Annotated in this window: 26 protein-coding genes, 1 tRNA gene and 4 pseudogenes; 19 read left to right on the top strand and 12 right to left on the bottom strand. The window is 58.9% G+C overall.

The window, feature by feature from the left end:
- Nucleotides 1–65 precede the first annotated feature (65 nt).
- Complete coding sequence (gene galU / locus H045_RS08425) at nucleotides 66–905, bottom strand: UTP--glucose-1-phosphate uridylyltransferase GalU (RefSeq protein ID WP_003230743.1); 840 nt, start codon at nucleotides 903–905, stop codon at nucleotides 66–68.
- A 241-nt stretch (nucleotides 906–1146) separates the two neighbouring features.
- On the opposite strand from galU, the gene H045_RS08420 reads away from it, so the two are divergent.
- Entirely contained in the window at nucleotides 1147–1332 is a 186-nt protein-coding gene (locus H045_RS08420; protein ID WP_003230745.1) for a hypothetical protein, read from the top strand.
- Nucleotides 1333–1475: 143 nt separating this feature from the next.
- Nucleotides 1476–1757, top strand: a complete 282-nt coding sequence (locus tag H045_RS08415) for a hypothetical protein (RefSeq protein ID WP_015372042.1) — start codon at nucleotides 1476–1478, stop codon at nucleotides 1755–1757.
- A gap of 11 nt (nucleotides 1758–1768) precedes the next feature.
- Here H045_RS08415 and H045_RS08410 read toward each other — a convergent pair whose 3' ends face one another.
- Complete coding sequence (locus tag H045_RS08410) at nucleotides 1769–1999, bottom strand: hypothetical protein (RefSeq protein ID WP_015372041.1); 231 nt, start codon at nucleotides 1997–1999, stop codon at nucleotides 1769–1771.
- A gap of 91 nt (nucleotides 2000–2090) precedes the next feature.
- Nucleotides 2091–2441 carry a hypothetical protein gene (locus H045_RS08405; protein ID WP_003230749.1) on the bottom strand — a complete coding sequence of 117 codons (351 nt, stop codon included), beginning with the start codon at nucleotides 2439–2441 and terminating at the stop codon, nucleotides 2091–2093.
- A gap of 212 nt (nucleotides 2442–2653) precedes the next feature.
- Between H045_RS08405 and H045_RS08400 the strand changes: the two genes are divergently transcribed.
- The 11 genes from H045_RS08400 (at nucleotide 2654) to H045_RS08355 (ending at nucleotide 12627) form a co-directional block, all read left to right on the top strand.
- Nucleotides 2654–2956: a DUF1883 domain-containing protein gene (locus H045_RS08400; protein ID WP_003230751.1), complete on the top strand. Its 303-nt coding sequence runs from the start codon at nucleotides 2654–2656 to the stop codon at nucleotides 2954–2956.
- Between the two features lie 25 nt (nucleotides 2957–2981).
- Nucleotides 2982–3149 (top strand): hypothetical protein, encoded by a 168-nt coding sequence (locus tag H045_RS25245; RefSeq protein ID WP_015372040.1) that lies wholly within the window; start codon nucleotides 2982–2984, stop codon nucleotides 3147–3149.
- A gap of 4 nt (nucleotides 3150–3153) precedes the next feature.
- Complete coding sequence (gene alkB, locus H045_RS08395; protein ID WP_015372039.1) at nucleotides 3154–3819, top strand: DNA oxidative demethylase AlkB; 666 nt, start codon at nucleotides 3154–3156, stop codon at nucleotides 3817–3819.
- A gap of 75 nt (nucleotides 3820–3894) precedes the next feature.
- On the top strand, nucleotides 3895–4926 hold the full coding sequence (gene ada / locus H045_RS08390; protein WP_015372038.1) for a bifunctional DNA-binding transcriptional regulator/O6-methylguanine-DNA methyltransferase Ada: 1032 nt from the start codon (nucleotides 3895–3897) through the stop codon (nucleotides 4924–4926).
- Between the two features lie 70 nt (nucleotides 4927–4996).
- Complete coding sequence (locus tag H045_RS08385) at nucleotides 4997–6055, top strand: NAD(P)H-dependent flavin oxidoreductase (protein ID WP_003230758.1); 1059 nt, start codon at nucleotides 4997–4999, stop codon at nucleotides 6053–6055.
- 96 nt (nucleotides 6056–6151) lie between these two features.
- Nucleotides 6152–6904 carry a molybdate ABC transporter substrate-binding protein gene (gene modA / locus H045_RS08380; RefSeq protein WP_015372037.1) on the top strand — a complete coding sequence of 251 codons (753 nt, stop codon included), beginning with the start codon at nucleotides 6152–6154 and terminating at the stop codon, nucleotides 6902–6904.
- On the top strand, nucleotides 6905–7585 hold the full coding sequence (gene modB / locus H045_RS08375) for a molybdate ABC transporter permease subunit (RefSeq protein WP_015372036.1): 681 nt from the start codon (nucleotides 6905–6907) through the stop codon (nucleotides 7583–7585). It abuts the gene before it with no gap.
- 5 nt (nucleotides 7586–7590) lie between these two features.
- A complete protein-coding gene (gene modC / locus H045_RS08370) occupies nucleotides 7591–8670 on the top strand; it encodes a molybdenum ABC transporter ATP-binding protein (RefSeq protein ID WP_015372035.1) in 1080 nt (359 codons plus the stop codon).
- Nucleotides 8671–8743: 73 nt separating this feature from the next.
- The gene (locus H045_RS08365; RefSeq protein ID WP_015372034.1) at nucleotides 8744–9760 is read left to right on the top strand and encodes a DNA topoisomerase IB; all 1017 of its coding nucleotides are present in this window, start codon (nucleotides 8744–8746) and stop codon (nucleotides 9758–9760) included.
- A 124-nt stretch (nucleotides 9761–9884) separates the two neighbouring features.
- Complete coding sequence (locus H045_RS08360; protein ID WP_041931612.1) at nucleotides 9885–11519, top strand: ABC-F family ATP-binding cassette domain-containing protein; 1635 nt, start codon at nucleotides 9885–9887, stop codon at nucleotides 11517–11519.
- Nucleotides 11520–11922: 403 nt separating this feature from the next.
- Complete coding sequence (locus tag H045_RS08355; RefSeq protein ID WP_015372032.1) at nucleotides 11923–12627, top strand: YoaK family protein; 705 nt, start codon at nucleotides 11923–11925, stop codon at nucleotides 12625–12627.
- A 149-nt stretch (nucleotides 12628–12776) separates the two neighbouring features.
- On the opposite strand, the gene H045_RS08350 is transcribed toward H045_RS08355, so the two are convergent.
- Together H045_RS08350 and H045_RS08345 are read right to left on the bottom strand one after the other, a co-directional pair.
- The gene (locus tag H045_RS08350) at nucleotides 12777–13130 is read right to left on the bottom strand and encodes a hypothetical protein (protein WP_003230773.1); all 354 of its coding nucleotides are present in this window, start codon (nucleotides 13128–13130) and stop codon (nucleotides 12777–12779) included.
- 86 nt (nucleotides 13131–13216) lie between these two features.
- Entirely contained in the window at nucleotides 13217–13432 is a 216-nt protein-coding gene (locus H045_RS08345; protein ID WP_015372031.1) for a hypothetical protein, read from the bottom strand.
- Between the two features lie 252 nt (nucleotides 13433–13684).
- On the opposite strand from H045_RS08345, the gene H045_RS08340 reads away from it, so the two are divergent.
- From H045_RS08340 to H045_RS08325, 4 genes are all read left to right on the top strand, one after another.
- Nucleotides 13685–14968, top strand: coding sequence for an arsenic transporter (locus tag H045_RS08340; protein WP_015372030.1), 1284 nt, complete (start codon nucleotides 13685–13687; stop codon nucleotides 14966–14968).
- 39 nt (nucleotides 14969–15007) lie between these two features.
- Complete coding sequence (locus tag H045_RS08335) at nucleotides 15008–15619, top strand: LysE family transporter (protein WP_015372029.1); 612 nt, start codon at nucleotides 15008–15010, stop codon at nucleotides 15617–15619.
- A 40-nt stretch (nucleotides 15620–15659) separates the two neighbouring features.
- Complete coding sequence (locus H045_RS08330) at nucleotides 15660–16187, top strand: DinB family protein (protein ID WP_015372028.1); 528 nt, start codon at nucleotides 15660–15662, stop codon at nucleotides 16185–16187.
- A gap of 133 nt (nucleotides 16188–16320) precedes the next feature.
- Nucleotides 16321–16407: transfer RNA gene (locus tag H045_RS08325), tRNA-Leu, on the top strand.
- 199 nt (nucleotides 16408–16606) lie between these two features.
- Here the strand turns inward: H045_RS08325 and H045_RS25760 are convergent.
- From H045_RS25760 to H045_RS08315, 4 genes and pseudogenes are all read right to left on the bottom strand, one after another.
- Nucleotides 16607–16780: pseudogene (locus H045_RS25760) on the bottom strand (toprim domain-containing protein); the annotation flags it as partial.
- A gap of 323 nt (nucleotides 16781–17103) precedes the next feature.
- A complete protein-coding gene (locus H045_RS25470; protein ID WP_176717687.1) occupies nucleotides 17104–17355 on the bottom strand; it encodes a hypothetical protein in 252 nt (83 codons plus the stop codon).
- 48 nt (nucleotides 17356–17403) lie between these two features.
- Complete coding sequence (locus H045_RS08320) at nucleotides 17404–17688, bottom strand: hypothetical protein (protein ID WP_015372025.1); 285 nt, start codon at nucleotides 17686–17688, stop codon at nucleotides 17404–17406.
- Nucleotides 17688–19400: pseudogene (locus tag H045_RS08315) on the bottom strand (DUF637 domain-containing protein); the annotation flags it as partial. The pseudogene H045_RS08315 and the gene H045_RS08320, both read right to left, overlap by 1 nt.
- An 84-nt stretch (nucleotides 19401–19484) precedes the next feature.
- On the opposite strand from H045_RS08315, the pseudogene tnpB reads away from it, so the two are divergent.
- Both tnpB and tnpC read left to right on the top strand, forming a co-directional pair.
- Nucleotides 19485–19844, top strand: a pseudogene (gene tnpB, locus H045_RS25465) (IS66 family insertion sequence element accessory protein TnpB).
- An 18-nt stretch (nucleotides 19845–19862) separates the two neighbouring features.
- Nucleotides 19863–21374 carry an IS66 family transposase gene (gene tnpC / locus H045_RS08305; RefSeq protein ID WP_015372022.1) on the top strand — a complete coding sequence of 504 codons (1512 nt, stop codon included), beginning with the start codon at nucleotides 19863–19865 and terminating at the stop codon, nucleotides 21372–21374.
- A 44-nt stretch (nucleotides 21375–21418) separates the two neighbouring features.
- Here tnpC and H045_RS08300 read toward each other — a convergent pair.
- The 3 genes and pseudogenes from H045_RS08300 to H045_RS25460 form a co-directional block, all read right to left on the bottom strand.
- Nucleotides 21419–21844 (bottom strand): annotated as a pseudogene (locus tag H045_RS08300) (DUF637 domain-containing protein); the annotation flags it as partial.
- On the bottom strand, nucleotides 21823–22215 hold the full coding sequence (locus H045_RS08295; protein WP_041931611.1) for a hypothetical protein: 393 nt from the start codon (nucleotides 22213–22215) through the stop codon (nucleotides 21823–21825). The pseudogene H045_RS08300 and the gene H045_RS08295, both read right to left, overlap by 22 nt.
- 8 nt (nucleotides 22216–22223) lie before the next feature.
- Complete coding sequence (locus H045_RS25460; RefSeq protein ID WP_236277927.1) at nucleotides 22224–24476, bottom strand: DUF637 domain-containing protein; 2253 nt, start codon at nucleotides 24474–24476, stop codon at nucleotides 22224–22226.
- Nucleotides 24477–24503: the final 27 nt, after the last annotated feature.

The raw sequence follows: 24503 nt of genomic DNA, 5'->3' as shown, positions 1-24503 counted from the left end.
GGCGGAAAAACGAAAAAGCCACCCTAAGGTGGCCTTCTCTTTAAACATGACGACGCAGGCGTGAATCAGTAGGCCTTGCCAGTCTTGTAGAAGTGCTCGTAGCAGAAGTTGGTGGCTTCGATGTAGCCTTCAGCGCCACCGCAGTCAAAGCGTTGGCCCTTGAATTTGTAGGCAATCACGCAACCGTCTTTGGCTTGCTTGAGCAGAGCGTCGGTGATCTGGATTTCGCCACCTTTGCCTGGCTCGGTTTCTTCGATCAATTTGAAGATGTCCGGCGTCAGGATGTAACGGCCGATAATCGCCAGGTTCGAGGGTGCGTCTTCCGGCGCAGGCTTCTCGACCATGTCGCGGACGCGGATCAGGCCATCACCAATGTCGTCGCCGGCGATAACGCCGTACTTGTTGGTCTCGGCCGGGTTGACCTCCATCACCGCCACGATGGTGCAACGGTATTTCTGATAGAGCTTGACCATCTGGGTCAGCACGCCGTCGCCTTCCAGGTTGACGCACAGGTCATCAGCCAGGACCACGGCGAAGGGCTCGTCGCCGATCAGTGGGCGGCCGGTGAGGATGGCATGGCCAAGGCCTTTCATCTGGGTTTGACGGGTGTAGGAGAACGAGCACTCGTCCAGCAGCTTGCGGATACCGACCAGGTATTTTTCCTTGTCGGTGCCCTTGATCTGATTTTCCAGCTCGTAGCTGATGTCGAAGTGGTCTTCCAGCGCGCGCTTGCCGCGACCGGTGACGATGGAAATTTCATTCAGACCGGCATCCAGTGCCTCTTCGACGCCATACTGGATCAGTGGCTTGTTTACCACCGGCAGCATCTCTTTGGGCATGGCCTTGGTCGCTGGCAAGAAGCGAGTGCCGTAACCGGCTGCTGGGAACAAGCATTTCTTGATCATATGAGTCCTTACAAAGGGCTGTGCGTACGGAATTCGGCGCAGTCTAATGAGGCAGCAGTCACCTTACAATGGGTCCTGCTGGCGTTGCGATAGCAACATAGAGAAAAAATTTCTGTGTAAGTTCCACTTATCTTGCGACAAATGCCCTCACCCACTCCATGGGTATGCAATAACTTGGGCCGCAGCGCAACATTTGGCGCTATCATTGCGGCCTTGAATCACATCACGAGACGGTTAATAGATGTCAGAACCCAAAGGCGTAAATGGCTATCTGATCACGAAGCGAGCAGACGGCTGGCACTTGATCAACTTCCACGGTGACAGCGTCGCAGGCGTATTTGCCAGCGAAAGCATGGCAATTGCGGTTGCCGAAGTCTTCGTGGATGAAGCAGGCCATGCGTCCAGCAAGCGGCCCAAAGGCAAATAAGCCTTACTGCCCTGCTTACACAGCCCCGATAATCGGGGCTTTTTTGTGTTTGTCTGTACCAAGATGGCAGATCGCTATAATCTTGCGCAAACGCCCCACGACAGTGTCAGCGCCCTTACATCTCCTTTGACGACGATCCCACCATGAACAAGATCCTGACACTGACTGCCTTACTGGCGCTGGCCGGTTGCACCACCACCTCTGACGTGGTCCTCAAAAATGGCGAACAGGGACTGACCATCGATTGCTCAGGCGAAGTCAACTCCTGGGCCAGTTGCTACGAGAAGGCCGATGCCTCCTGCGCCGGCACCGGTTACCGCATTATCGGCACCGAGGGCACGCCCGCATTGAGCGAGGAAGACAAGACGCTCGGTAAGGACGTTGGCAATTTCAAAGGCCGCAGCGTTGTGGTGGTCTGCAAATAGGCGCCGCGCGCCTAAAGCTGAATATCGGCAAAACGGATGCTCAGGCCCCGCAGCGTCTCGATCAAGCTATCCAGACTCGCGAAGGACTCCACTTCATCCTGATCATCCACCAGGAAAAAACTGCGCCCGCCGCTTTTTTTGAAGAAGACGATCCATTCACCCAGGTCGGCGGGGTTCTGGATAATGTGGGTGGCCGAAATCAGACCCTCGGCCTGGCAGCTTGTGACGTGTTCACGTTTCATGACGGCGTTCCAAAAACACACAAATGCCGCTTGGCCTCAAAGGCCGAGCGGCATTTTTATCGGATTCAAAAGGTTAGGCCTGTTAAAGCGCTCAACCGGAAATGCAATCTTCCCCGGCTTTTTTCACGTCACCTGGCCGGATCGGCACATTGGACATGCTCTCGTAGAGCTTGATGCTGCTGCCGCTGGAGCGGTCTTCAATCTCGAAAATCGCCGAAGGATCAGCCGAGAATTTCTGTGGCACGATCACCTGCACCCCATTCTTGTGCGGCTCTATCTGCGACGGCCGACGCGTACTGGACAACTTCTGCACAATGCACGCCGCATAATCCTGCGGCTTCTTTCCAGAAATGACCGCCAGTGTGGGCGGGGTCTGCTTGATGTCTGCAACCGAAGCACACCCGCCGATCGCCAACGCCAGAACCAACACACTCCACTTCATACAAAAACCTCCGATAAAGACCCTACGACAGCGGGCGTAGGAATTTTCTCCCGCAAAGTAGGATTTATCTCTGATAACTGGGTAGATAAACTGTTTTAAATTGTCGAAGTCGTCAACGACGGCCCGATAATAAACGCGCTGGGGCTGATAAACTCCATCTTAACCTACGTATCGTTCTGATTTTTCAGAAAAAGCCCTTCTGGAGACACCTCATGAAATTCATCCACCAGCGTGAGCACCTCAATGAAGGAGACATCGTCGTCATCGAATGCTCGCAAACTTGTAATATCCGTCTGATGAGCGATGCGAACTTTCGCAGCTTCAAGAACGGCGGTCGCCACACTTACCACGGCGGCGCGTTCGATCAATTCCCGGCCAAAATCACCGCGCCCAGCACCGGTTTCTGGAACATCACCCTGGACGTGGTCACCCGCCGTGCCATCAGCGTTACCCGCAAACCGGCGCTGTCCCACAAGATCCGCATCGTCCGCCGTACCAGCAGCAAGCTGAGCTGACCCTCGCCTCGACAGGAATAAAGCTGTGATCACCACCACCAAATACGTCATCAAGTACAAGCTCAACGGCGAACGCCGCTTTGAATTCGCCCAGCTTGAGTCCAATAGCATTGAAGAGGCCAGGCAAGCGCTGGCCAAAATTCACGATTCCAGCGATGAAATCAGCGACATCACCGTGAGTAAGGCGCTGTAAACCCATGGCCGGCCCCACTGCCGATCTGTTTGCCGACGAGGCCTTGCGGCAACCGGCGAGCCGCGAGCAGATCGGTGAACAATCCTTTGTGCTCAGAGGCTTTGCCTTGCCGTGGATTGATCGCCTGCTGCCCGAGCTGAGAAGCGTGCTGGCCCGGTCCCCCTTTCGCAGAATGGTCACCCCCGGCGGCTTTACGATGTCGGCTGCGCTGAGCAGTTGCGGCGCATTGGGCTGGACCACCGACAGCACCGGTTACCGCTACAGCCCGATTGATCCGAATAACCAACAACCCTGGCCTGCCCTGCCCGACGCCTTGCGCCAACTGGCGGAGCAGGCTGCGGCGAATGCGGGGTTCAGTGACTTCGCGCCGGATGCGTGCCTGATCAACCGCTACGTGCCCGGCGCCAAGATGTCCCTGCACCAGGACAAAAACGAACGTCACTACGCTGCGCCAGTGGTGTCAGTGTCCCTCGGGCTGCCGGCGATCTTTCTGTTCGGCGGCCACGCGCGCAGTGACAAGCCGCAAAAAGTTTCGCTATTCCATGGCGACGTGGTGGTGTGGGGCGGCGTTGATCGCTTGCGCTTTCATGGCGTGATGCCGATCAAGGACGGCAAGCACCCGATCATGGGGCCACAACGCATCAACCTCACCTTGCGTACCGCCGGCTGATTTGACCGCAAGCTTCAGAGTGCCACGGCTCAACCGTGCAGCTAATCTGCCCGTGAACCGTCAAGAGTCCAGGCCATGAACACTGAACAAGACCCACGCTGGGCGGCTGTCCTCGCCCGAGACCCGAAGGCCGACAGCCTGTTTGTCTACGGCGTCAGAACCACCGGCGTCTACTGCCGGCCCAGCAGTAGCGCACGCCGGCCGCGCCCGGAGAACGTCGAGTTTTTTGACACGCCTCAACAAGCCGAAGCGGCCGGTTATCGACCGAATAAACGCGCCGAGGGCACCACCCAACAGGCGCGACTCGTGGCAAGCGCCTGTCGCCAGATCGAACAGGCCGAAACCGAACCCAGCCTTGAAACCCTGGCCATGCAGGCCGGGCTGAGCCCCTTCCATTTTCACCGGGTATTCAAATCGATCACCGGCCTCACGCCCAAGGGCTACGCTCGCGCCGAGCGCTCACGCAGGGTGCGCGATGGGCTCACGCAGCCAGGCACCGTAACGGACGCGCTGTACGACGCAGGCTTCAACTCCAACAGCCGCTTTTATGAGTCGGCCGGGCAAATGCTGGGCATGAAACCCAGTGACTACAAGGCCGGCGGCACCAACAGCGAAATCCGTTTTGCCGTGGGTGAATGCTCGTTGGGTGCGATTCTGGTGGCGCAAAGTCTGCGAGGTGTGTGCGCGATCCTGCTGGGCGACGATCCAAACGCACTGGTACACGACCTGCAGGACAAGTTCCCCAAGGCCGAACTGGTGGGCGCGGATCACGACTTCGAACAGCTGATCGCTCAGGTGGTGGGTTTTATCGAAGCGCCTGGCCTGGGCCTGAACCTGCCGCTGGACCTGCGCGGCACGGCGTTTCAGGAACGGGTGTGGCAGGCCCTGCGCGATATTCCTGCGGGCCGCACCGCCAGCTACGCGCAGATCGCCCAGCGCATCGGCGCGCCCACCTCATCCCGTGCGGTGGCGCAAGCCTGTGGCGCCAACAGCCTGGCGGTGGCGATTCCCTGTCACCGTGTGGTGCGCAGCAATGGTGATTTGAGCGGTTATCGCTGGGGCGTAGAACGCAAGCGGCAGTTGCTGGAGCGAGAACGCGAGGGCTGAACGGACTGGCCGGATGACCATGGGCCTGTTAAAACAGCGAACCGTCTTACCCTTGCTGGAGACCTGTCCCATGAGCACCTGGCCAGACACTCGCATTCTTGACCTGCTGGGCATTGAAGTGCCCATCATTCAGGCCCCCATGGCCGGCGCTACAACCACTGCCATGGTGATCGCCGCCAACGAGGCCGGCGCGCTTGGCTCAATGCCCGCCGCGGCGCTGAGCATCGAGCAACTTCGTGAAGCGCTGACCACGATTCGTCAGGCCAGCAACCGGCCAATCAACGTCAACTTTTTCTGCCATCAACCGCCGGCCCCGGATGAAGCACGCGATACCCATTGGAAAGCGTTGCTCGAACCCTACTACCGCGAACTGGGTGCCGACTTTGACGCGCCAACGCCCATGTCCAACCGCGCACCGTTCAACGACGAAGCGTGTCGTGTGGTCGAGGAATTTCGCCCCGAAGTGGTGAGCTTTCACTTTGGCTTGCCGGAAAAATCCCTGCTCGACCGGGTAAAAGCCAGCGGTGCCAAGGTGCTGTCCTCGGCCACCACCGTTGAGGAAGCGCTGTGGCTGGAGCAACACGGCTGCGACGCTATCATCGCCATGGGCATTGAGGCCGGCGGGCACCGGGGGATGTTCCTGAGTGAGGATATCAATAGCCAGATCGGCCTGTTTGCGCTGTTGCCGCAAGTGGTCGACGCCGTCAGCGTGCCGGTGATTGCCGCCGGTGGCATCGCTGACGCGCGGGGCATCGTCGCGGCCTTCGCCCTCGGCGCGTCAGCGGTGCAGATCGGCACGGCCTATCTGTTTACGCCACAGGCCACGGTGACGGCCTCCCATCACCATGCGCTGCGCCATGCCCAGGCCAGCGAGACCGCTCTCACCAACCTGTTCACAGGGCGGCCGGCGCGCGGCATTGTCAACCGGGTCATGCGCGAACTCGGCGCGATGAACCCGGCGACACCGGCCTTTCCCAGGGCCGGTGGTGCGTTGATGCCGCTCAAGGCCAGGGATGAAGCGGGCTTCAGCAACTTGTGGGCCGGCCAGGCAGTGCGCCTGGGCAAAGACATTTCAACCTACGCACTCACCTGTGAGCTGGCCGAACACGCCCTGGCAAAACTGCAGTAGAGACTTCGCGCTGTACCGACAATAGCCAAGCGCTATATATTTGCGTACACAGCGATTGCGCCATGACGCGCCGTCCACCCTCAAAGGAGCTGCTGCATGAAGATTCACGCCCCGCGCCTGGCCGTCCTGGTCGCGGCCCTCGCCTTCGGCTCAGCCCAGGCCGATGAAGTCCAGGTGGCCGTGGCCGCCAACTTCACCGCGCCGATCCAGACGATTGCCGCCGACTTCGAGAAAGACACCGGCCACAAGCTGGTGGCGTCCTACGGGGCAACCGGGCAGTTCTACACCCAGATCAAGAACGGCGCGCCGTTCGAAGTGTTCCTGAGCGCCGACGACACCACCGCCAAAAAACTCGAGAACGAAGGCGACACCGTCAAGGGGTCGCGCTTCACCTACGCCGTGGGCACCCTCGCGCTGTGGTCGGCCAAGGACGGTTATGTGGACGCCAAGGGCGAGGTGTTGAAGGGCAACCAATTCAAACACCTGTCCATCGCCAACCCGAAAGCTGCGCCCTACGGCCTGGCCGCTACCCAGGTGCTGGCCAGACAAGGCCTGACCGAGCAGGTCAAGGACAAGCTCGTTGAAGGCCAGAACATCACCCAGGCCTATCAGTTCGTGTCCACCGGCAACGCCGAATTGGGGTTTGTCGCCTTGTCGCAGATCTATAAGGACGGCAAGGTCACGCACGGTTCGGCGTGGATCGTTCCTGCCTCACTGCATGATCCGATCAAACAGGACGCGGTGATCCTCAACAAGGGTAAAGACAATGCGGCGGCCAAGGCCTTCGTTGACTACCTCAAAGGGCCAAAAGCCGCAGCGGTCATCAAGTCCTACGGTTACGAGCTGTAAATGCCGCTGTCGAGTGCCGATTTTTCCGCGATCTGGTTGACCGTCAAACTGGCGTCACTGACCACCGTGATCCTGCTGCTGATCGGCACGCCGATTGCCTTGTGGCTGTCGCGCACGCGCTCATGGTGGCGCGGGCCCATCGGCGCGATTGTCGCACTGCCGTTGGTGCTGCCGCCCACGGTGATCGGCTTCTACCTGCTGCTGGCCATGGGGCCCAACGGTTATGTGGGTCAGTTCACCCAATGGCTGGGGCTGGGCACCCTGACCTTCAGCTTCGCCGGGCTGGTGATTGGCTCGGTCATCTATTCCATGCCCTTCGTGGTGCAGCCGTTGCAGAACGCCTTTGCTGCCATTGGCACGCGTCCACTGGAAGTTGCTGCCACCTTGCGCGCCAATCCCTGGGATACGTTTTTCACCGTGACCCTGCCCCTCGCACGCCCGGGATTCATCACTGCCGCCATCCTCGGCTTTGCCCATACCGTGGGTGAGTTCGGCGTGGTACTGATGATCGGCGGCAATATTCCGGACAAGACCCGGGTGGTGTCGGTGCAGATCTACGATCATGTCGAAGCCATGGAATATGCCCAGGCCCATTGGCTGGCAGGCGCCATGGTGGTGTTTGCGTTCGTTGTGCTGCTGGCGCTGTACTCCAGCCGTAAAACCCGCATGGGCTGGAGCTGATGTCGATGATCCAGGTGCGCCTGCACAGAAAGTACTCGGGGTTTGCGCTGAAGGTGGACCTGCACCTGCCCGGGCGTGGTGTGACGGCACTGTACGGACACTCCGGCTCCGGCAAGACCACCTGTCTGCGCTGCATCGCCGGGCTGGAGCGCGCCGAGGACGGATTTATCCAGGTCAACGACGAGGTCTGGCAGGACAGCCGCATCGGGCTGTTCGTACCGCCCCATAAACGCGCATTGGGCTACGTGTTTCAAGAAGCCAGCCTGTTTCCTCACCTGTCGGTACGGGCCAATCTCGAATTCGGCCTCAAGCGCATTCCGCGCTCGGCGCGCCGTGTGGATATGAACCAGGCCACCCAATTACTCGGCATCGGTCATCTGCTCGAGCGTAATCCCGAGCATCTTTCCGGTGGCGAACGCCAGCGCATCGGCATCGCCCGCGCCTTGCTCACCAGCCCGAAGTTGTTGCTGATGGACGAACCGCTGGCCGCCCTCGACAGCCAGCGCAAGGGCGAAATCCTGCCGTATCTGGAACGTTTGCACGACGAACTGGATATTCCGCTGCTCTACGTCAGCCACGCCCAGGATGAGGTTGCGCGCCTGGCCGATCACATCGTATTGCTCAGCGACGGCAAGGCGCTGGCCAGCGGCTCGATCGGCGAAACCCTGGCGCGTCTGGACCTGCCTCTGGCGCGGGGCGACGATGCTGGCGTGGTGATCCATGGCACCGTCAGCGCCTATGACGCGGCCTACCAGCTGCTCACCCTGCAACTGCCTGACAGCGCCCTGCACATGCGTGTCGCCCATGCGCCGCTGGCAATGGGCCGTGCGCTGCGGGTGAAAGTACAGGCACGGGATGTGAGCCTGAGCCTGCAGGCGCAGGAGCACAGCAGCATCCTCAACCGCCTGCCGGTGACAGTCACCGAGGAAATCCCCGCGGACAACAGCGCCCACGTGCTGGTGCGCCTGGACGCTGGCGGCACACCGTTGCTGGCACGGATCACGCGGTACTCCCGCGACCAGTTGCAACTGCACACCGGGCAGGCGTTATGGGCGCAGATCAAGGCGGTCGCGGTGCTGGCGTAACCATTTGGCACGACCGACCATCGCTGCGGTCAATCAGACATACCGGCCTGATCTGTTGCCAAGGAAGTTGCCCATGCCCGATTCCGACCTGCCCCGCGATTTGCACTACGTCGATGACACCCAACCCGGCATCACCCGCAAAAAGCTGCGCGGCAAATTCCAGTATTTCGATGCCAGAGGCGAGCGCATCACCGACGCCGACGACATCAAGCGCCTGAATGCCCTGGCTGTGCCGCCGGCGTACACGGATGTCTGGATCTGCGCCGACCCGCGCGGCCATCTGCAAGCCACCGGCCGCGATGCGCGTGGGCGCAAGCAATACCGCTACCACACCCGCTGGCGCGAGGTACGCGACACCGACAAGTACTCACGCCTGCAGGCCTTCGGCAAGGCTCTGCCCAAGTTGCGCAAACAGCTGGAGGCGCAACTGGCCGAACCTGGCTTCACCCGCGAAAAGGTGCTGGCGACCGTGGTGATGTTGCTCGATGCCACCTTGATTCGCGTCGGCAATACGCAGTACGCCCGCGACAACAAATCCTACGGACTGACGACGTTGCGTAACCGCCACGTAGACGTCAAAGGCAGCGAAATTAAGTTCCAGTTCCGTGGCAAAAGCGGCGTTGAGCACCAGATCAGCGTGAAGGACCGGCGCTTGGCTACCGTGGTCAAGCGCTGCATGGAATTACCGGGGCAGGACCTGTTCCAGTACCTGGACGAGGACGGCGAGCGCCATACCGTCAGCTCCCACGATGTGAACGCCTACCTGCACAGCCTCACCGGCGCAGACTTCACCGCCAAGGACTACCGCACCTGGGCCGGCACCGCGATGGCGCTGGCGGTGTTGCGCGAACTGGAATGGCAGCCCGAATCCGACGCCAAGCGCCATGTGGTGACCATGGTCAAAGACGTGGCCAGGCAGTTGGGCAACACCCCGGCGGTGTGCCGCAAGTGCTACATCCACCCGGCGGTGCTTGAGCATTTCAGCCTGGGCGAACTGTCCAAATTGCCCCCGCCACGACTGCGCAAAGGGCTCAAGGCCGAGGAAGTGGCGTTGGCCATGTTCCTTGAACAACTGGCCGAGGCGAGCTAGGCTCCTGCCCCTTGACCACTGACCGGACGACTGCCGACGTGAACAACTGAGCCTTTCAAAAATGTATCTGCAACAGGCCACCTTGCGTGCCTGTTGGCCTGTTCGACATTTTCTGGAGGTGCCTGTGACTCACGTCAAGCGGCTACCGGTATTGGTTTCCCTGCAACACCTGTGTTTCCAGTTCGCCAACGGCGAAACCCTGCTGGAAGATCTCAACCTGTCCATCGATCACACCCCGACCGGCATCGTCGGCCGCAATGGCTGCGGCAAAAGCCTGCTGGCCAAACTGCTCGCCGGGGTGCTGACGCCGTCTTCCGGCAGCATGAAAAGGTCTGTCAGCGTGAAGTACGTTGCGCAGACGGTGGACATTCAAGCGGGTGACACCGTCGCTCATCTCACCGCAACCGTATCCATCCTGGCGGCGCTTGAGCGCATGACTGCCGGCACAGCCGACGGCGCCGATGTCGAATTGATCGATGATCGCTGGGACCTGGCCGAGCGCTTGCGCGCTGCGCTCGATGCCGCCGGCTTGCCTGACGTCGACGCTCAGACGCCGGCCGAACATCTGAGCGGCGGTCAGCTGGCGCGGGTCGCGATTATCGGTGCGTTGCTGGCGGCGCCACACTTGCTGATTCTCGATGAGCCGAGCAACCACCTCGACAGCGCAGGACGCGCCTGGCTGCTGCACGCGCTACACCTCTGGCGAGGTGGGCTGGTGGTGGTCAGTCATGATCGGCAGTTGCTCAATGCCATGGGCCGCATCATTGAGCTGTCACCCCTCGGCGCCCGGCTGTATGGCGGCAACTATGATGACTATCGCCAACAGCGCGAGGCGCAGCAGCACGCGGCGGTGGCCGAGCTGGAGCGCATGCGCCTCGAACGCAGCCGCGAACGACAGCGCCTGCAACGCCAGAACGATGACCTGCAACGCCACGCCGCCCGCTCGCGCCAGCATGCGCAGAATGCCAACGTTGACCGGTTTACCCGGTCGCGCTGGAAAGGTGCCGCCACCGAGGTGGTCAGTAAGGTGCGCGGTGCGCAGCAGGCCCACAAGGGCCAACTCGATGCGCAGGTGCGCCAGGCGTCCCAACACGTGGCGTCCGAGATACCCACCCTGCTCGTCTTGCCGGCCTCGACTGTGCCCAACGGCCGCCAGGTGATGAGCCTGGCGCACGCGCAACTGCCGTGGCTTGATCCACTGGCACCCTCAACGTGGCTCACGCTCAACCTGGCCGGGCCCGTACGCGTTGCCGTAAAGGGACCGAACGGCTGCGGCAAATCCACGTTGCTCAAGCTGCTGGCCGGTCAATTGCAGGTCGCCAGTGGGGTCTGCTCGGTGCCTCTGCCGACCGCGTATATCGACCAGCATCTGGCGCTGCTGGATAACGGGCGTTCCGTGGTCGAACAGCTCAACCTGCTCGCCACGCCGCTGGCCGAAGCCGAACTGCGCACCCGCCTGGCGTTGCTGCCACTGGATGCTGCGCGAGTGACGCAACCGGCCGGGCAACTCAGCGGCGGCGAACGCCTGAAAGCCGCGATGGCGATCGCCTTGTGGCGTGGGACGCCGGCACAATTGCTGCTGTTGGACGAGCCGACCAATCACCTGGACCTGGAGTCGGTCGTGGCGTTTGAGCAAGCCTTGAAGCACTTCACCGGGGCAATGGTGGTGGTTTCCCATGACGACGCCTTCCTGCAGGCGATCCAGCCGACTCATCTGTTGATCTGGCAAGAGGAACGTTGGCAGCTAGTGCGTAGCTGAGTCCCACACCGCCCCTGTGGCGAGCAGGCTTGTCCTGCGTTGGGCTGCGCAGCAGCCCCAAAACCAGGCGCTGAGCCGTATCAGGTACACCGCGTTTTGCTGAATTGGGGGCGCTTCGCACCCCAACGCGGGGCAAGTGCCGTTCAGTTAAGCGCAGATTCCCTGTGGCGAGCAGGCTTGTCCTGCGTGGGGCTGCGCAGCAGACCCACAACCAGGCTCTGCGCAGTGCCTGGCACACTGCGTTTTCCTTGACCGGGGGCGCTCCGCACCCCAATGCGGGGCAAGCCCGCTCGCCACGAGGGCGTGTTCAGTTGGAATGGGCTGTGGGCTACCCGTGCATTGCGCCGCCGTGCAAAGCGATCTACGGTAATGGCCGATTAATCTCACCCAGGAGCCTCGCGCCATGCTGCCCTCATCCCGCAAACCTTACGCCAGTGCTGCGCTCGCCCATCGGCGGCTGTGGCGCGGGCGTGTGGGACTGATGCTGGTGGCCGGGCTGTCGGTGCTGGCGGGGATGACCGATGCCATTGGTTTTATGGCCAGCGGCGATTTTGTGTCGTTCATGAGCGGTAACACAACGCGCCTGGCAGTGGCGATCAGCGCGGGTGACCTGGGTTTGACTGCGCGCCTGTCGCTGCTGGTGGCCACCTTTATTCTGGGTAATGCCCTGGGCGTGGTCGTCAGCCGGCTGGGCAAACGCCGCGCACTGCCGTTGCTGCTGTGCGTCGCCGCCCTGCTCTGCGCCGCTGCGCTCTGGCCGTTGGCCGATACGCTGCCCGCGCTGCTGGCGGCAATTGTGGCCATGGGCATGCTCAACGCGGCCGTCGAAGAAGTGAACGGACTGCCGGTGGGGCTCACTTATGTGACGGGAGCGCTCTCGCGATTTGGTCGCGGGCTGGGTCGCTGGGTGCTGGGGGAACGCCGCAATGGCTGGCGCGTGCAATTGATCCCGTGGGCGGGCATGTTTGTCGGCGCGGTGATCGGTGCGTTGCTGGAACAGCAGATGGGCATGCGCGCATTGTGGGTCAGCGGCGCGCTGGCGGGAGTGTTGGGGCTGGTGTCGCTGAAGATTCCACGGCGCTGGCAATTGAGCTTCATGCCACGTTGAACAGCCGTGAGTGCGAGACCCGCTCGACGTTCAGGCCTCGACATCCCTGTACCGGTAAAGAGCCGTTACGCCGAGCGGGCGGGCGAATCATAGGTCAATGCCCACCGGACCGTCCCGCAGGGCATTTCCGAAAACCGCTGAGGCAAGGATTACAGGCAGGTCGCCAGTGCGGCCAGGCGACGCTTGGCAGGCATGCTGTCGGCGGCGGCGTAATACTTGACGCTGGAGCCGGCCCCCGCGCTTTGCACGTCCACGAAGTAATCCCCGCCGGTGGTGTAGACCGTGAAGCCGCCCGCCCCGCTCGGCTCCTTGAAACCGCCGGCATCCACGCCGAACACGCTTTCATCCTGCCAGCCGTACTGAATGCATTGGGCAACCACTAGCGTGGCCTTGTCCGACGCCAGTGTCTTGTAAGGGCTGCCCGTGCGCGCCTCTTTCATCTTCGAACCGGCGCACCCCGTCAGGGCTGTCAGTACCAATGCAGCTGCTACCACCTTGCGCATGCCATAGCTTCCTTGGAAAAAAGGCGACTCTACCATTGCTGCGGGCTTTTTTCGCCTGATCGGAGCGTTGTGCTGAAGGATCCCGCTCAAGCGAGCTTGACCGACACCAGTTCCACTGCGTCGCGCGCCACGCGCAAGTCGCAGGCATCCTGATTAAGCCGGTGAATGGTGTTGAGCAGGCGCTGGCGCAGCACTTCATCGCCAAGCTGTTCGACGGCGCGCATCAGCTCGTACGCCGCCGTTTCGTTGTTATCGGCGACGGCATCGAGGGTCTTGCGCAGGTTACGAGTGGCACGGGTCACACGGATTTTTCCTTCTTCAGCAATGGGCAGGCACTGTAGGACATGGATGTTTCATTTTAATTTCAAACAGTTGTGGCCCATTCGCCGACCTTTGATCCAGATCAATCGCAACAGGCTTTGTCAGAAATATCTGGCAATATGCTAGCGGTTGACGGCGCCGGCGAACTTTATGTTGGCGAACTGATCCATGCTCTGCACGTCAGGCCGCCGCAGGCCTGCGCATTGGCTGTTGGTCCCCTGGAGCGTTCATACATGCTTGTCGCAATTGGCATTTTTATCTTCACCATCGTGCTCGTCATCTGGCAGCCCAAGGGCCTCGGGGTCGGCTGGAGCGCGACGCTGGGCGCGATCCTGGCCCTGGCCTTCGGTGTGATCAGCCTGGCGGATATTCCGGTGGTGTGGCACATCATCTGGAATGCCACCGGCACCTTCGTTGCCTTGATCGTGATCAGCCTGCTGCTGGACGAGGCCGGGTTCTTCGCCTGGGCCGCGCTGCACGTGGCACGCTGGGGCCGTGGTCGTGGCCGGCGATTGTTTGCCTACATGGTGCTGCTGGGTGCGCTGGTGTCGGCGCTGTTCGCCAATGATGGCGCGGCGTTGATCCTCACGCCCATCGTGATGTCGATGCTGCTGGCTCTACGCTTTTCGCCGGCGGCGACCCTGGCGTTCGTAATGGGCGCCGGCTTTATCGCCGACACGGCGAGCCTGCCGCTGGTGGTGTCGAACCTGGTCAACATCGTCTCCGCCGACTACTTCAAAATCGGCTTCAACGAATATGCCGCCGTGATGGTGCCAGTGAACGTCGTCAGCGTGGCCGCAACCCTGGCGGTGCTGCTGTGGTTTTTCCGCCGCGACATCCCGCAGACCTACGACCCCGCCGACCTGGACGACCCGGCCAGCGCGATCCGTGACCGTGGCACGTTCCGCGCCGGCTGGTGGGTACTGGGTATTCTTCTGGTAGGCTGTTTTGCCCTGGAACCCCTGGGCATTCCCATCAGCGCGATTTCCGCCGTGTGCGCGGTGCTTCTGCTGGTGATTGCTGCCAAGGGCCACACGATTTCCACGCGCAAGGTGTTGAAGGACGCGCCGTGGCAGATCGTGATCTTTTCCCTGGGCATGTACCTGGTGGTCTATGGCCTGCGTAACGCCGGGTTGACCGACTACCTGGCCACCTGGCTCGACACCTTCGCCACCCACGGCGTGTGGGGCGCGGCCATGGGCACCGGCGTGCTCACGGCGCTGCTGTCGTCGGTGATGAACAACCTGCCGACCGTGCTGATCGGCGCGCTGTCCATCGAGTCCAGCCATGCCGTGGGCGTGGTCAAGGACGCGATGATCTACGCCAACGTCATCGGCAGCGACCTGGGCCCGAAGATCACGCCCATTGGCAGCCTGGCCACCCTGCTGTGGCTGCATATCCTTGCGCGCAAAGGCATCACCATCAGTTGGGGCTACTACTTCAAGGTCGGCATCGTGCTGACCCTGCCGGTGTTGTTGATCACCCTCGCCGCCCTCGCCTTGCGCCTGAGTCTCTGACCGCTCTATGCTCTGCGCCTTTGTCAAAAGGACCTGGGCATGCTGTCGATCTTTGTCTACGCGCTGGTATTCGGCTTCGTGTTTTGCCTCTCGCCCGGCGCCGTGCTGGCAGAAACCCTGCGCCGTGGCCTGCTCCACGGCTTCACCCCGGCGCTGCTGGTGCAAGTCGGCTCGCTGGTGGGCGACGCGGTATGGGCCGTCATCGGCCTGACCGGCATCGCGCTGCTCATCCAGCACGACACTGTCCGCATCCCGCTGACCGTGGTTTTCGCGCTCTACCTGGCCTGGCTTGGCGTACGCAGCCTGATCGATGCCTGGCACCTGCCGGCAGCCGATAACGCCCCCGCCAGCTCTCGGCAAAATGCGCTCGCGGTGGGCGCGGCAATTTCCCTGGCCAACCCCAAGAACATCGTTTACTGGGGCGCCCTGGGCAGCGCGTTGTCCGGCATCGTCGGCGCCACCCCCAGCCACGGGCAAACCCTGATGTTTTTTGCAGGCTTCATGGTCGCGTCGGTGCTGTCGTGCTTTCTGGTGGCGGGACTGGTGAACCTGCTGCGCCAAAATGCTTCGCCCACCTGGCAGCGCGTCAGCTATGCAGTGTGCGGGCTGGTACTGATTTATCTGGCCGTGCTCGCGGCGCAGGGTATATGACGCGATGTATACCAATCGTTATCTGAATGGACGCTGACCCATGAACCGTATCGAACAGATTGCGCTGATGGCGAACTACAACCAATGGATGAACCGCAAGGTCTACCACGCGGCCGCCCAACTGACCGATGAAGCCCTGCGCAGGGACCGCCAGGCGTTCTTTGCCTCGATCTTCGGCACCTTGAACCACCTGGCCCTGGGCGATATCGTCTGGCTCAAGCGCTTTGCCACGCATCCAGCCGGGTTCTCGGCACTGGCCCCCTTGAATCCCCTCGCCACCCCCGCCAATCTGAAACAACTGGCATTCGCCGACCTGCAGGAACTGACCGCCCTACGCGTGTGGATGGACCAGATGGTCATCGACTGGGCTGCGACCTTGCACGACGACAACCTCAACCAGCAATTGAGCTACCACACCATGGCGGGTGACGCGGCCAGCAAGCCGTTCTTCAGCCTGCTGGTGCACTTTTTCAATCACCAGACTCACCACCGCGGCCAGGTGACAACGTTGTTGAGCCAGGCTGGACAGGATGTGGGTGATACAGACCTGCTGGCGCTCATGGATTGAATCGTCGGATTTTTCTGTAGATAACTGATCTACCAAGGTTTTTAGCCCGCGCAGAGGATCGATAAAAGCCCCTTCGACCTTGCATCGAAACGCCTGGGACTATATATTCCCAACCCTGCTGCACCGCGCTACCGCCCGAATGGCGAAACTGGTAGACGCATGGGACTTAAAATCCCCCGCTCGTAAGGGCGTCCCGGTTCGATTCCGGGTTCGGGCACCATAGATATCAAAGGGCTTGCCAGGGAAACCTGGGCAGGCCCTTGTCTTTTTTGTTCCGTAATTTCCCTCCAGCGGCATTCTGCCGAACGAACATTAGGTAGTTCGCCCAGCGCCTGGGCCGGATTTTCTACCTGCAAGGCGAAAGCGTTAGCGGCCATACCTTGTGGGAACAACAAACGAAATACTTCGATGCCGGCAGAGCGTAGTTCCTCGGCCAGTTTTTCGGCTGCTGCGCCTCCCGCTGAGTCGCGGTCGAAAGCAATAATTACCCGCTGCGTGCCTTGGTGTTTCAGGGCCTGCCAGTGATCTTGAGAAAAACCGTTCACACCGTAAGCGCTGATGACGTTACGAAAACCCGCACACCAAAAGGTCATGGCGTCGATCAGCGACTCACAGAGAATAATTTCCAGGCTGGCTAGCAACGCCGCTTCGTTCCAGACACCGCGCAACGGCGTGGCCAGGTACATATGCCGGGACTGGTTGGCCGGAATTTTGTTGTTCGGCTGCATCCGCCGTCCGTAAAGCTGCATCACCCGCCCGGACTGCTCCGGCTGGGCGCCGTCTTCCAGACCCAACACCGGCACGACCAGGCAACCGTTCAAATGTTCATGCCCGGTGGACCGCAAAACACCCAAGGTTTGCAACTGCTGACGCATTTGGCGACCCGCCTGGGTGTGCCCGGCAGGCAAGCGATAGGTCAGGGTTTTAAATGCTCGATCAGCTCGGGATGGTTCAAGCCGCGAGATTCCAGATAGGCCAGTGCTTCGGGCGATTGCTTGAAATTGGCGTAGTAGAACTCGACCACCGAACGCAATAGCGCGGCGTCTTCGACCGCGGAGGTTGAAACAGCAGAAGAGCCCGCAGCTAAGGAAGGGAGGTTTTGCAGTAAGCAGATAAAACAACACCGGCGCGAGGCCGGTGCAATTCCAATCACATTTACAGAAAACACCAGTGCGAGTTCTGCTATCGGGACCAAGCAACATATCTACATATCAGGTTATGGATATATGCCGACCCGCTCAAGCTCAGAGAAAAAGAATTCCATACCTTCCCGTATGCTATCTGTATCTTTTCTTATTATAACATCGTTACTTGTCGGCATATTTAAAATAAAAGTATAAATATTACGCTCTCTTTCACCATCAACCTTGAATATGAAAAAACCCTTATTTTTCATCGCCACCAACTCTAATATTTGAATAAATTCCTCTAGCCCAACGCTATCCATACTTGGTGAACCGAAACGGGCTGCATACTTTTCAGAAAGCTCATTGAAAGACATTAATCCAGCCCTCTTAATGCTTTTGAAATATCTTGGACATTAGTTAGCTTCCCCGTCGCAACCTTATCCACAACATTCCAAATAATTTGTTTTGGCGGGCCATCCACGCCGTTTTTTATAATCAACTGTTCAACCACTTCAACAGCAGTCCGTTTATTTCCATTATCAAACAGATGCCCGCCAGCAATATCCCTGATCATTGAGCCAGCCTTATTATAAAAACCATCATAATTGGCAGCATTTGCAATAGCCGTATCAACCTCTCTGAATGAAACCGAACCGCCAAACTGTGAATTTATAGCAGTGATGTCGTCTGCACTTAAGCCGACCTTGAAACCACCAAGACCTGTTCCACTTGGAAGGCTTGACGCTGAACTTAAGCCACTAGCAGCTAGATCATCTACCTTTCCGGCAGCGCCACCAGTTGCTTTTGCCCCAACCGCAACGCTTGGCTTGCTCCCTGGAAATCCCAACCCCGCAATCGCCAACGCGCCAGCCAGCAGATTACCTGCCGCGTTCCATCCATCCCCATTGAAGGCCTGCTTGGCACCTTGACCAGCCTGGAGCACCCCATTAGCCGCTGCAGCAATTCGAACACTAGCGCCTAACGGCCCCGAAAGTCCATAGATTGCTGGGCTACCGATATTCGCGAGACCTTGCTGCTCATTGTTGATACGCAAAATGCCTTCGGCATCTCTGTAAACAAGCTCGTTAGCGCTCTTGTCTCTAGTCCAGAAAAATTGCTCCCCCCAACTGAGTTCAGCGCGCGCTGCATCAGCGTATGCGTTCTTCGCATCGGAGGTGCCTGCATAATAAAAGTCTGATGACGGTACAGGTCCCTTTTCAAGTAAATTAGCCAATTCTGCACGCGCTTGTGTCTCGCCCTTGGCTGCAACTTGCTCGTATGTGTAGACCTGCAGATAGGCGGTCAGCTCGGCTACTTCGGCGGCGGATAAAGACCCGGGATCGTTCTTGTAAGCCGCTAACAAGTTATCGCTGCGTTGATCCGCGCCCTCCAGTGTTATAAGGGTTTTGGCTGAGTCGATACGTTGATCCTTTGCAAACGCGTTACGCGCTTTATCCCGCTCAGATGAAGAGTGACCTCCCAAAAAGTTATATTGCGTAGCATTCTTCGCAACCCACCCACCCTGCTCCATGGATTTCGCATCCGCATCCTTCTGCGACGCAGCGGCCAGCACGCCCACGATCTGGGAACTCATCGACAGCAGGTCTTTATCGCCTTTAACCAATGTATCGAGCTGAACGACTAGCGCTTCGTTAATACCCGCCGCCAGCGCACCGGTCTTGAAATCGCCGCCTGTGGCTTTGGAAAGCAATCCTCCCACCATGGCGTGCACGATCACCTTGGGCGGATACCCTTCCGTCAGCACGCCTTGGGTATAGTCGCCAATAGCGTTAAAGCTTGCCGCCGCCAGTGTGTTGAACAGCGCGCCCTTGAGCGCATCACCCAGATCTCCGCCTTGCCCCAATGCCTTGCCCAACAGCGTTGACGTGGTGTTTTGCAAGACTTGGTTCGCGGCGAACTGTCCAACGCCGGCCCAGGTTCCAAGGGCGCCAGGCACGGTAACAATTTTGCCAGTGGCATTGACGGTTTCGGTTCCGGTCCAGCCATCGAACAGGCCTGCCGTCAAACCTGCCGTCACGCCCGAAATGAAGTAACCCTTGATCGCATCCGAAGACGTCACATCTTTGTAACCGCTCCATTAACCCCACATTCAAAGCACTAAGCTAATGCCAGATGCTGGGCTCCCGATACTCTCAGGAGCCCGCGCGCCATGATGCGACCCGACGCCAAAGTCGAAAAAGTGTACCTCTACCCCAAACCTGTGGACTTTCGAAAATCCATCGACGGCCTAGCTGCGCTGGTCGAACTGGATATCAAGGTTGCCGTGTTCGACCCGGTACTTTTCGTTTTCCTCAACAAGCCGCGCAACCGAGTGAAAATCTTGTACTGGGAGCGCAACGGCTTCTGCCTTTGACTCAAACGCCTGGAATCGGAGCGATTCAAAACATCGCCCGATGCCACCGACGAGGCGATTGTCCTGACCGTTCAGGAACTGAACTGGCTGCTCGACGGTTTTGACCTCTGGCGTAACCGTCCCCATCAGGTTCTGACGCCGCGATTCGTGGCCTGATTCGGTATAATCCAGGGCATGAAATCCATGCCCGACAACCTTCCCGACGATCTCCAACTGCTCAAGCAAATGCTTGCGAAGATGCAGTCGCGGGTCGGTTTTCTAGAAGAAGAGAACGCATTGCTGCGCCAGCGCTTGTTCGGACGCAAGTCCGAGCAAACAGCCGATCCGGCCACACCGCAGTTGGCGCTCTTCAACGAAGCCGAAAGCGTCGTCGAAGCTATCGACGAGAACGCTGAAGAAGAGGTTGCCGCCCCCGCCAAACGTCGTGGCAAGCGCAAGCCACTGCCTGCCGATCTGCCGCGCATTAAAGTCATCCACGAACTTCCCGAGCATGAACTGACTTGCGTCTGCGGCTGCCGCAAACACGCCATCGGCGAGGAAGTCAGCGAGCAGCTTGAAATCGTGCCGATGCAGATCCGGGTCATCAAGCATGTTCGTAAAGTCTATGGCTGCCGCGACTGCGAAACGGCACCCGTCACAGCAGACAAGCCAGCTCAACTGATTGAAAAGAGCATGGCCAGTCCCAGCGTTCTCGCGATGTTGCTGACGACCAAATATGTAGACGGATTACCGCTGCACCGTTTTGAAAAAGTGCTGGGCCGCCACGGTATTGATATCCCCCGCCAAACCCTGGCTCGCTGGGTTATCCAGTGCGGCGAACACTTCCAGCCGCTGCTGAACTTAATGCACGACAGCCTATTGGCCAGCCGGATCATCCATTGCGATGAAACGCGGGTGCAGGTATTGAAAGAGCCTGACCGTGAGCCAAGCAGCCAGTCATGGATGTGGGTGCAAACCGGCGGCCCACCGGATAGGCCGGTCATCCTTTTTGACTACTCCACCAGCCGGGCACAGGAGGTGCCAACGCGCCTGCTCGAAGGTTATCGCGGTTACGTGATGACCGACGATTACGCTGGTTACAACGCCTTGGGCGCGCAGGACGGAGTCGAACGTTTAGGATGCTGGGCGCATGCTCGACGCAAGTTTGTTGAAGCACAGAAAGTGCAACCCAAAGGCAAGACGGGGCGCGCGGATATCGCGCTGAATCTGATCAACAAGCTTTACGGCATCGAGCGCGACTTGAAGGCCAGTAGTGATGCTGACCGTAAAAACGGCCGTCACGAACATAGCCTGCCGATACTGGCTCAGTTGAAAAGCTGGATCGAAAAGACGCAGCCCCAGGTCACCGCTCAGAATGCCTTGGGCAAAGCCATCAGTTACCTCGCAAGTAACTGGAGCAAGCTGGAGCGATACGTCGAGGAAGGGTATTTGCCGATGGACAACAACGCGGCAGAACGCGCGATCCGCCCCTTCGTGATCGGAAGAAAGAACTGGCTGTTTAGCGACACGCCCAAGGGCGCCACGGCCAGTGCTCAACTTTACAGCTTGGTCGAGACTGCCAAAGCCAACGGCCAGGAACCTTATGCGTGGCTGCGCCACGCACTTGAACGTTTGCCAACGGCGACATCGGTAGAGGATTACGAAGCCTTGCTGCCGTGGAACTGCTCTCCCGCAACGCCTAGCTGAGCACGCTACCTATATTGGGTTCGGTGGGGTTCATGGATCGCTTACACATCTTTGAATACTGCCCCCAGGTTGCCACGGTTGTTAATGACACTGACCGTGGCGTTGGTCGCCGCACCCGCGGCAACAGCGCCTGTCGCGGCTGATATCCCGGCAGCGGTTCCTGCCGATAGCGTTCCTGCAGTAACCAGCCCTTCCGTGGCAGTGCCCATCGCACCGGCAGCCAATGGCCCAAGCACAGTCGCCATGACGATCGCGATAATCAGCTGCGAAGCCGGCCCCAGCCCTGAGTTGCTGTACTTGAAGCTATCGTGGATCTCCTTGACCTGCCTCCAGTCAACATCTCCTCGCTGTTCCGCGTCCTTAAGCCAGGCCAACTGCGGGTCAGCCTTTACCATTGCATTAATCGACTGGCTTACGGTCTGTTGATTGACTTGAGTAACGTCGATTTTCAGCCCGTTGACTGCGTGAATGGCGAATCTTCGATAATTACATCTACAGCTTGCCCCTTGATAGCTACTCGCCCCCAGTCGCCGGTCAGTTCATAGCCACCATCACAACCAACAAAGCTGTCTATATTTCCATAATCGAACTCGTCCGATGCATCTGCATATACCATAAACCTCCTATCAAACCATTCGAAAGAATCTACATTTAGAAAGCACAAAAAAATGTTTCTATAGCAATACATCTCTCCTTCTTGTGGCTTTTTATATTTCGGATGATTTTCAGTAAGAACTGCCTCTAATTCAAAGACTAGAGAGCTCTTCCCCTCACGAATAGATAAAACATAGCTATCTTCGAAATAAATATTTGAAAGCGAGGGAATTTCATAGTAGTTCATATTCATCCTCACAAATCAAAGTCAATTGACGTGTGATTATCCGGACTTTTTCTTGTTACCGGATTACCAAAGGCGTCTGTTCTTTGACCTGTCGCGCTTTTAAACTCAACATGTGGATCAGCACTTCCTGGCGCCCGCGAACTGCCTTGTTTGATTGTCACACGAGGAATGCCATTCTCGTCAAGATATTTGAGAGGGCCACCGTCAGTCTGAGTAGGCTTCCAACCTTGAGCTTCCGCATATTGCTTCAACTCGCTAGCTTTTGGCGTTCGACCGGGTTCAAAAATCTTATTAATGCCTTTTGCACCGTCCCCCCCAACACTCCCTCTCCCGCCTATGAGTGCCGCAGCACCCGCCACACCCAAATCAGTGAGAATTCCGGCCTTTTCCCCCAGCTCCAGCTTATACCCATACATCCGATCCACCCAAGAGGTGGAGGCGTTCCACCGATCAAGATCGGCAGTCTCCTCAGCCGTCAGCCAACCCTCTTTCAGGTTCTTGGCAAACGCCACCTGCTTATCCATCGCAAACATATCGCCCCATCCGCTCGGATTAGGGGATCTCGACATGGGATTGCTGGGGTCACCTTGAAGCAAGCCAGGAACATCGTATGTAGTTTGCCGCAGTAATTTCTGCAGTTCCTGGGCAATAGGATCGTCCATGCGAATGGAGCCATTGACGATGTCGTCTACGCAACCACGGACCTTGCATGACCCGATAGGGGCTGAGTTTTTAGCAGACAGTTTCTCGTACTTACCCAGAATGCCTTTGAGCTCGTCTTCGCCGCAGGTGTTAGTTGCGCGGCAGTCCTTGATTTCCTTGAGCAGAGCTTCGGCTTCAACGTGCTTGAGATTGTTATAGACCGTGGCCTGTTGAGCGACCCACGCAGCCTTTTCTTGGGCCTTCGCATCGCCACCTGCTGCCGCAGCGACCGTCATACCTAGTAGCTGAGACGTCATTGCCAACAGACGCTCATGTTGATCACCAGGGAAGATTTTATCCCCAACCAGGCTAATTAATGCTTTGTTGGCACCGGCTGCCAAGGCAGCGGTACGGAAATCCCCACCCGCTGCCTCGCCAATCAATCCACCGACGATTGCGTGTACCGCTACTTTTGTGGAGAGATTGGTACCAAGGAGTGCATCACCTACCTTATTGTATATTGCACCGCTCAGGCCATCCGCTGCCATTCCGAGAGCGGCCTGCACCACGTTATCTTTAAACTTCCCGCCGTTGGCCACTGTATTCAATGCTGAGCGTACAGCGAGTTGAGCGCCGAGACTGTCTGGCACATAACCACCACTAATACCTGCAACGGCGTACCCCTTCAGGGCTTGGCTGGAAGTCACATCCTTAAAAACAGCCCCCAGGTTTCCCTTGTTATTAATCGTGCTGATCACCGCACCACTGGTGGCGGAAGTAATCACTGCTGTTGCGGCAATATTGGCCCACCCCGCCGCCGCAGTCCCGACTGCCGTACCCGCCGTCACCATGGCTGAACTGCCGGCCGCTGCCATAGCCGTGCCAGAGCCTGCGGTACCGGCACCTGCGAATGTTGCACCCAAGGCTCCGCTAGCGGCACCAGCCGTCAACGCAGTTACGATAATCATGATCGCCAGCATCGCTCCCTGCCCAAGGCTGGAGTTACTGTACTTGTAAGAGTCGTGCGTCTCCTTGATCAGCTTCCAGTCAAAATCGCCACGCTTCTCGGCGTCTTTCAACCACGCCATCTGCGGATCAGCCTGCACCATCGCATCAATGGCCTGGCTAACCGTCTGCTGATTCACCTGCTTCACATCAATATGCAGCCCATCCAATGCTTTGATGACAACGTCACCTTTAGCCGCCATCTGCGTTTGCCTGAACGTTTCGTCGGTATTGCCCTTACCGCTCATGCTGTTCCAGGCGAGGCTCGATTTGCTTTTTGAATGGTTCTCCTGATCCAGGTCCTTCACGCCCTCGAAGTTGATTCCTCCACCACTTTGCAGGGTCAGGTCTTCACCGCTTTCCAGCCTGGCCGCTTGATAGCGTTGATCGCCGCCGCTAACCAGCGCGACGGTGCCACCGCCCTTGACCTCGCTTCCCACATTGACGACCTTGGTCACTTCATCGTGCTTGGTCTGCTTACTCCCCCAACTCCCCTTCTTCTTCATGTCATACAACGAATAATCACTGTCCTGCGCCGCCAGCACATCCAGTCGATCACCCGCCACCAGATACGCCTCATCCCCCGCCGTCACGCGGCTGGAAATCAGCGCCATGTCATTCCCCGCGCTCAGGCGGATATC

The sequence above is a fragment of the Pseudomonas poae RE*1-1-14 genome (genome assembly GCF_000336465.1).
Taxonomy (GTDB): domain Bacteria; phylum Pseudomonadota; class Gammaproteobacteria; order Pseudomonadales; family Pseudomonadaceae; genus Aquipseudomonas; species Aquipseudomonas poae.
This window is presented reverse-complemented; position numbering and strand designations above follow the sequence as displayed.

Excerpts from the sequence above, each read along its gene's own strand:
- galU (WP_003230743.1), bottom strand. The coding sequence starts at position 905 with ATGATCAAGAAATGCTTGTTCCCAGCAGCCGGTTACGGCACTCGCTTC.
- H045_RS08420 (WP_003230745.1), top strand. The coding sequence starts at position 1,147 with ATGTCAGAACCCAAAGGCGTAAATGGCTATCTGATCACGAAGCGAGCA.
- H045_RS08415 (WP_015372042.1), top strand. The coding sequence starts at position 1,476 with ATGAACAAGATCCTGACACTGACTGCCTTACTGGCGCTGGCCGGTTGC.
- H045_RS08410 (WP_015372041.1), bottom strand. The coding sequence starts at position 1,999 with ATGAAACGTGAACACGTCACAAGCTGCCAGGCCGAGGGTCTGATTTCG.
- H045_RS08405 (WP_003230749.1), bottom strand. The coding sequence starts at position 2,441 with ATGAAGTGGAGTGTGTTGGTTCTGGCGTTGGCGATCGGCGGGTGTGCT.
- H045_RS08400 (WP_003230751.1), top strand. The coding sequence starts at position 2,654 with ATGAAATTCATCCACCAGCGTGAGCACCTCAATGAAGGAGACATCGTC.
- alkB (WP_015372039.1), top strand. The coding sequence starts at position 3,154 with ATGGCCGGCCCCACTGCCGATCTGTTTGCCGACGAGGCCTTGCGGCAA.
- ada (WP_015372038.1), top strand. The coding sequence starts at position 3,895 with ATGAACACTGAACAAGACCCACGCTGGGCGGCTGTCCTCGCCCGAGAC.
- H045_RS08385 (WP_003230758.1), top strand. The coding sequence starts at position 4,997 with ATGAGCACCTGGCCAGACACTCGCATTCTTGACCTGCTGGGCATTGAA.
- modA (WP_015372037.1), top strand. The coding sequence starts at position 6,152 with ATGAAGATTCACGCCCCGCGCCTGGCCGTCCTGGTCGCGGCCCTCGCC.
- modB (WP_015372036.1), top strand. The coding sequence starts at position 6,905 with ATGCCGCTGTCGAGTGCCGATTTTTCCGCGATCTGGTTGACCGTCAAA.
- modC (WP_015372035.1), top strand. The coding sequence starts at position 7,591 with ATGATCCAGGTGCGCCTGCACAGAAAGTACTCGGGGTTTGCGCTGAAG.
- H045_RS08365 (WP_015372034.1), top strand. The coding sequence starts at position 8,744 with ATGCCCGATTCCGACCTGCCCCGCGATTTGCACTACGTCGATGACACC.
- H045_RS08355 (WP_015372032.1), top strand. The coding sequence starts at position 11,923 with ATGCTGCCCTCATCCCGCAAACCTTACGCCAGTGCTGCGCTCGCCCAT.
- H045_RS08350 (WP_003230773.1), bottom strand. The coding sequence starts at position 13,130 with ATGCGCAAGGTGGTAGCAGCTGCATTGGTACTGACAGCCCTGACGGGG.
- H045_RS08340 (WP_015372030.1), top strand. The coding sequence starts at position 13,685 with ATGCTTGTCGCAATTGGCATTTTTATCTTCACCATCGTGCTCGTCATC.
- H045_RS08335 (WP_015372029.1), top strand. The coding sequence starts at position 15,008 with ATGCTGTCGATCTTTGTCTACGCGCTGGTATTCGGCTTCGTGTTTTGC.
- H045_RS08330 (WP_015372028.1), top strand. The coding sequence starts at position 15,660 with ATGAACCGTATCGAACAGATTGCGCTGATGGCGAACTACAACCAATGG.
- H045_RS08320 (WP_015372025.1), bottom strand. The coding sequence starts at position 17,688 with ATGTCTTTCAATGAGCTTTCTGAAAAGTATGCAGCCCGTTTCGGTTCA.
- tnpC (WP_015372022.1), top strand. The coding sequence starts at position 19,863 with ATGAAATCCATGCCCGACAACCTTCCCGACGATCTCCAACTGCTCAAG.
- H045_RS08295 (WP_041931611.1), bottom strand. The coding sequence starts at position 22,215 with ATGAACTACTATGAAATTCCCTCGCTTTCAAATATTTATTTCGAAGAT.
- H045_RS25460 (WP_236277927.1), bottom strand. The coding sequence starts at position 24,476 with ATGGCGCTGATTTCCAGCCGCGTGACGGCGGGGGATGAGGCGTATCTG.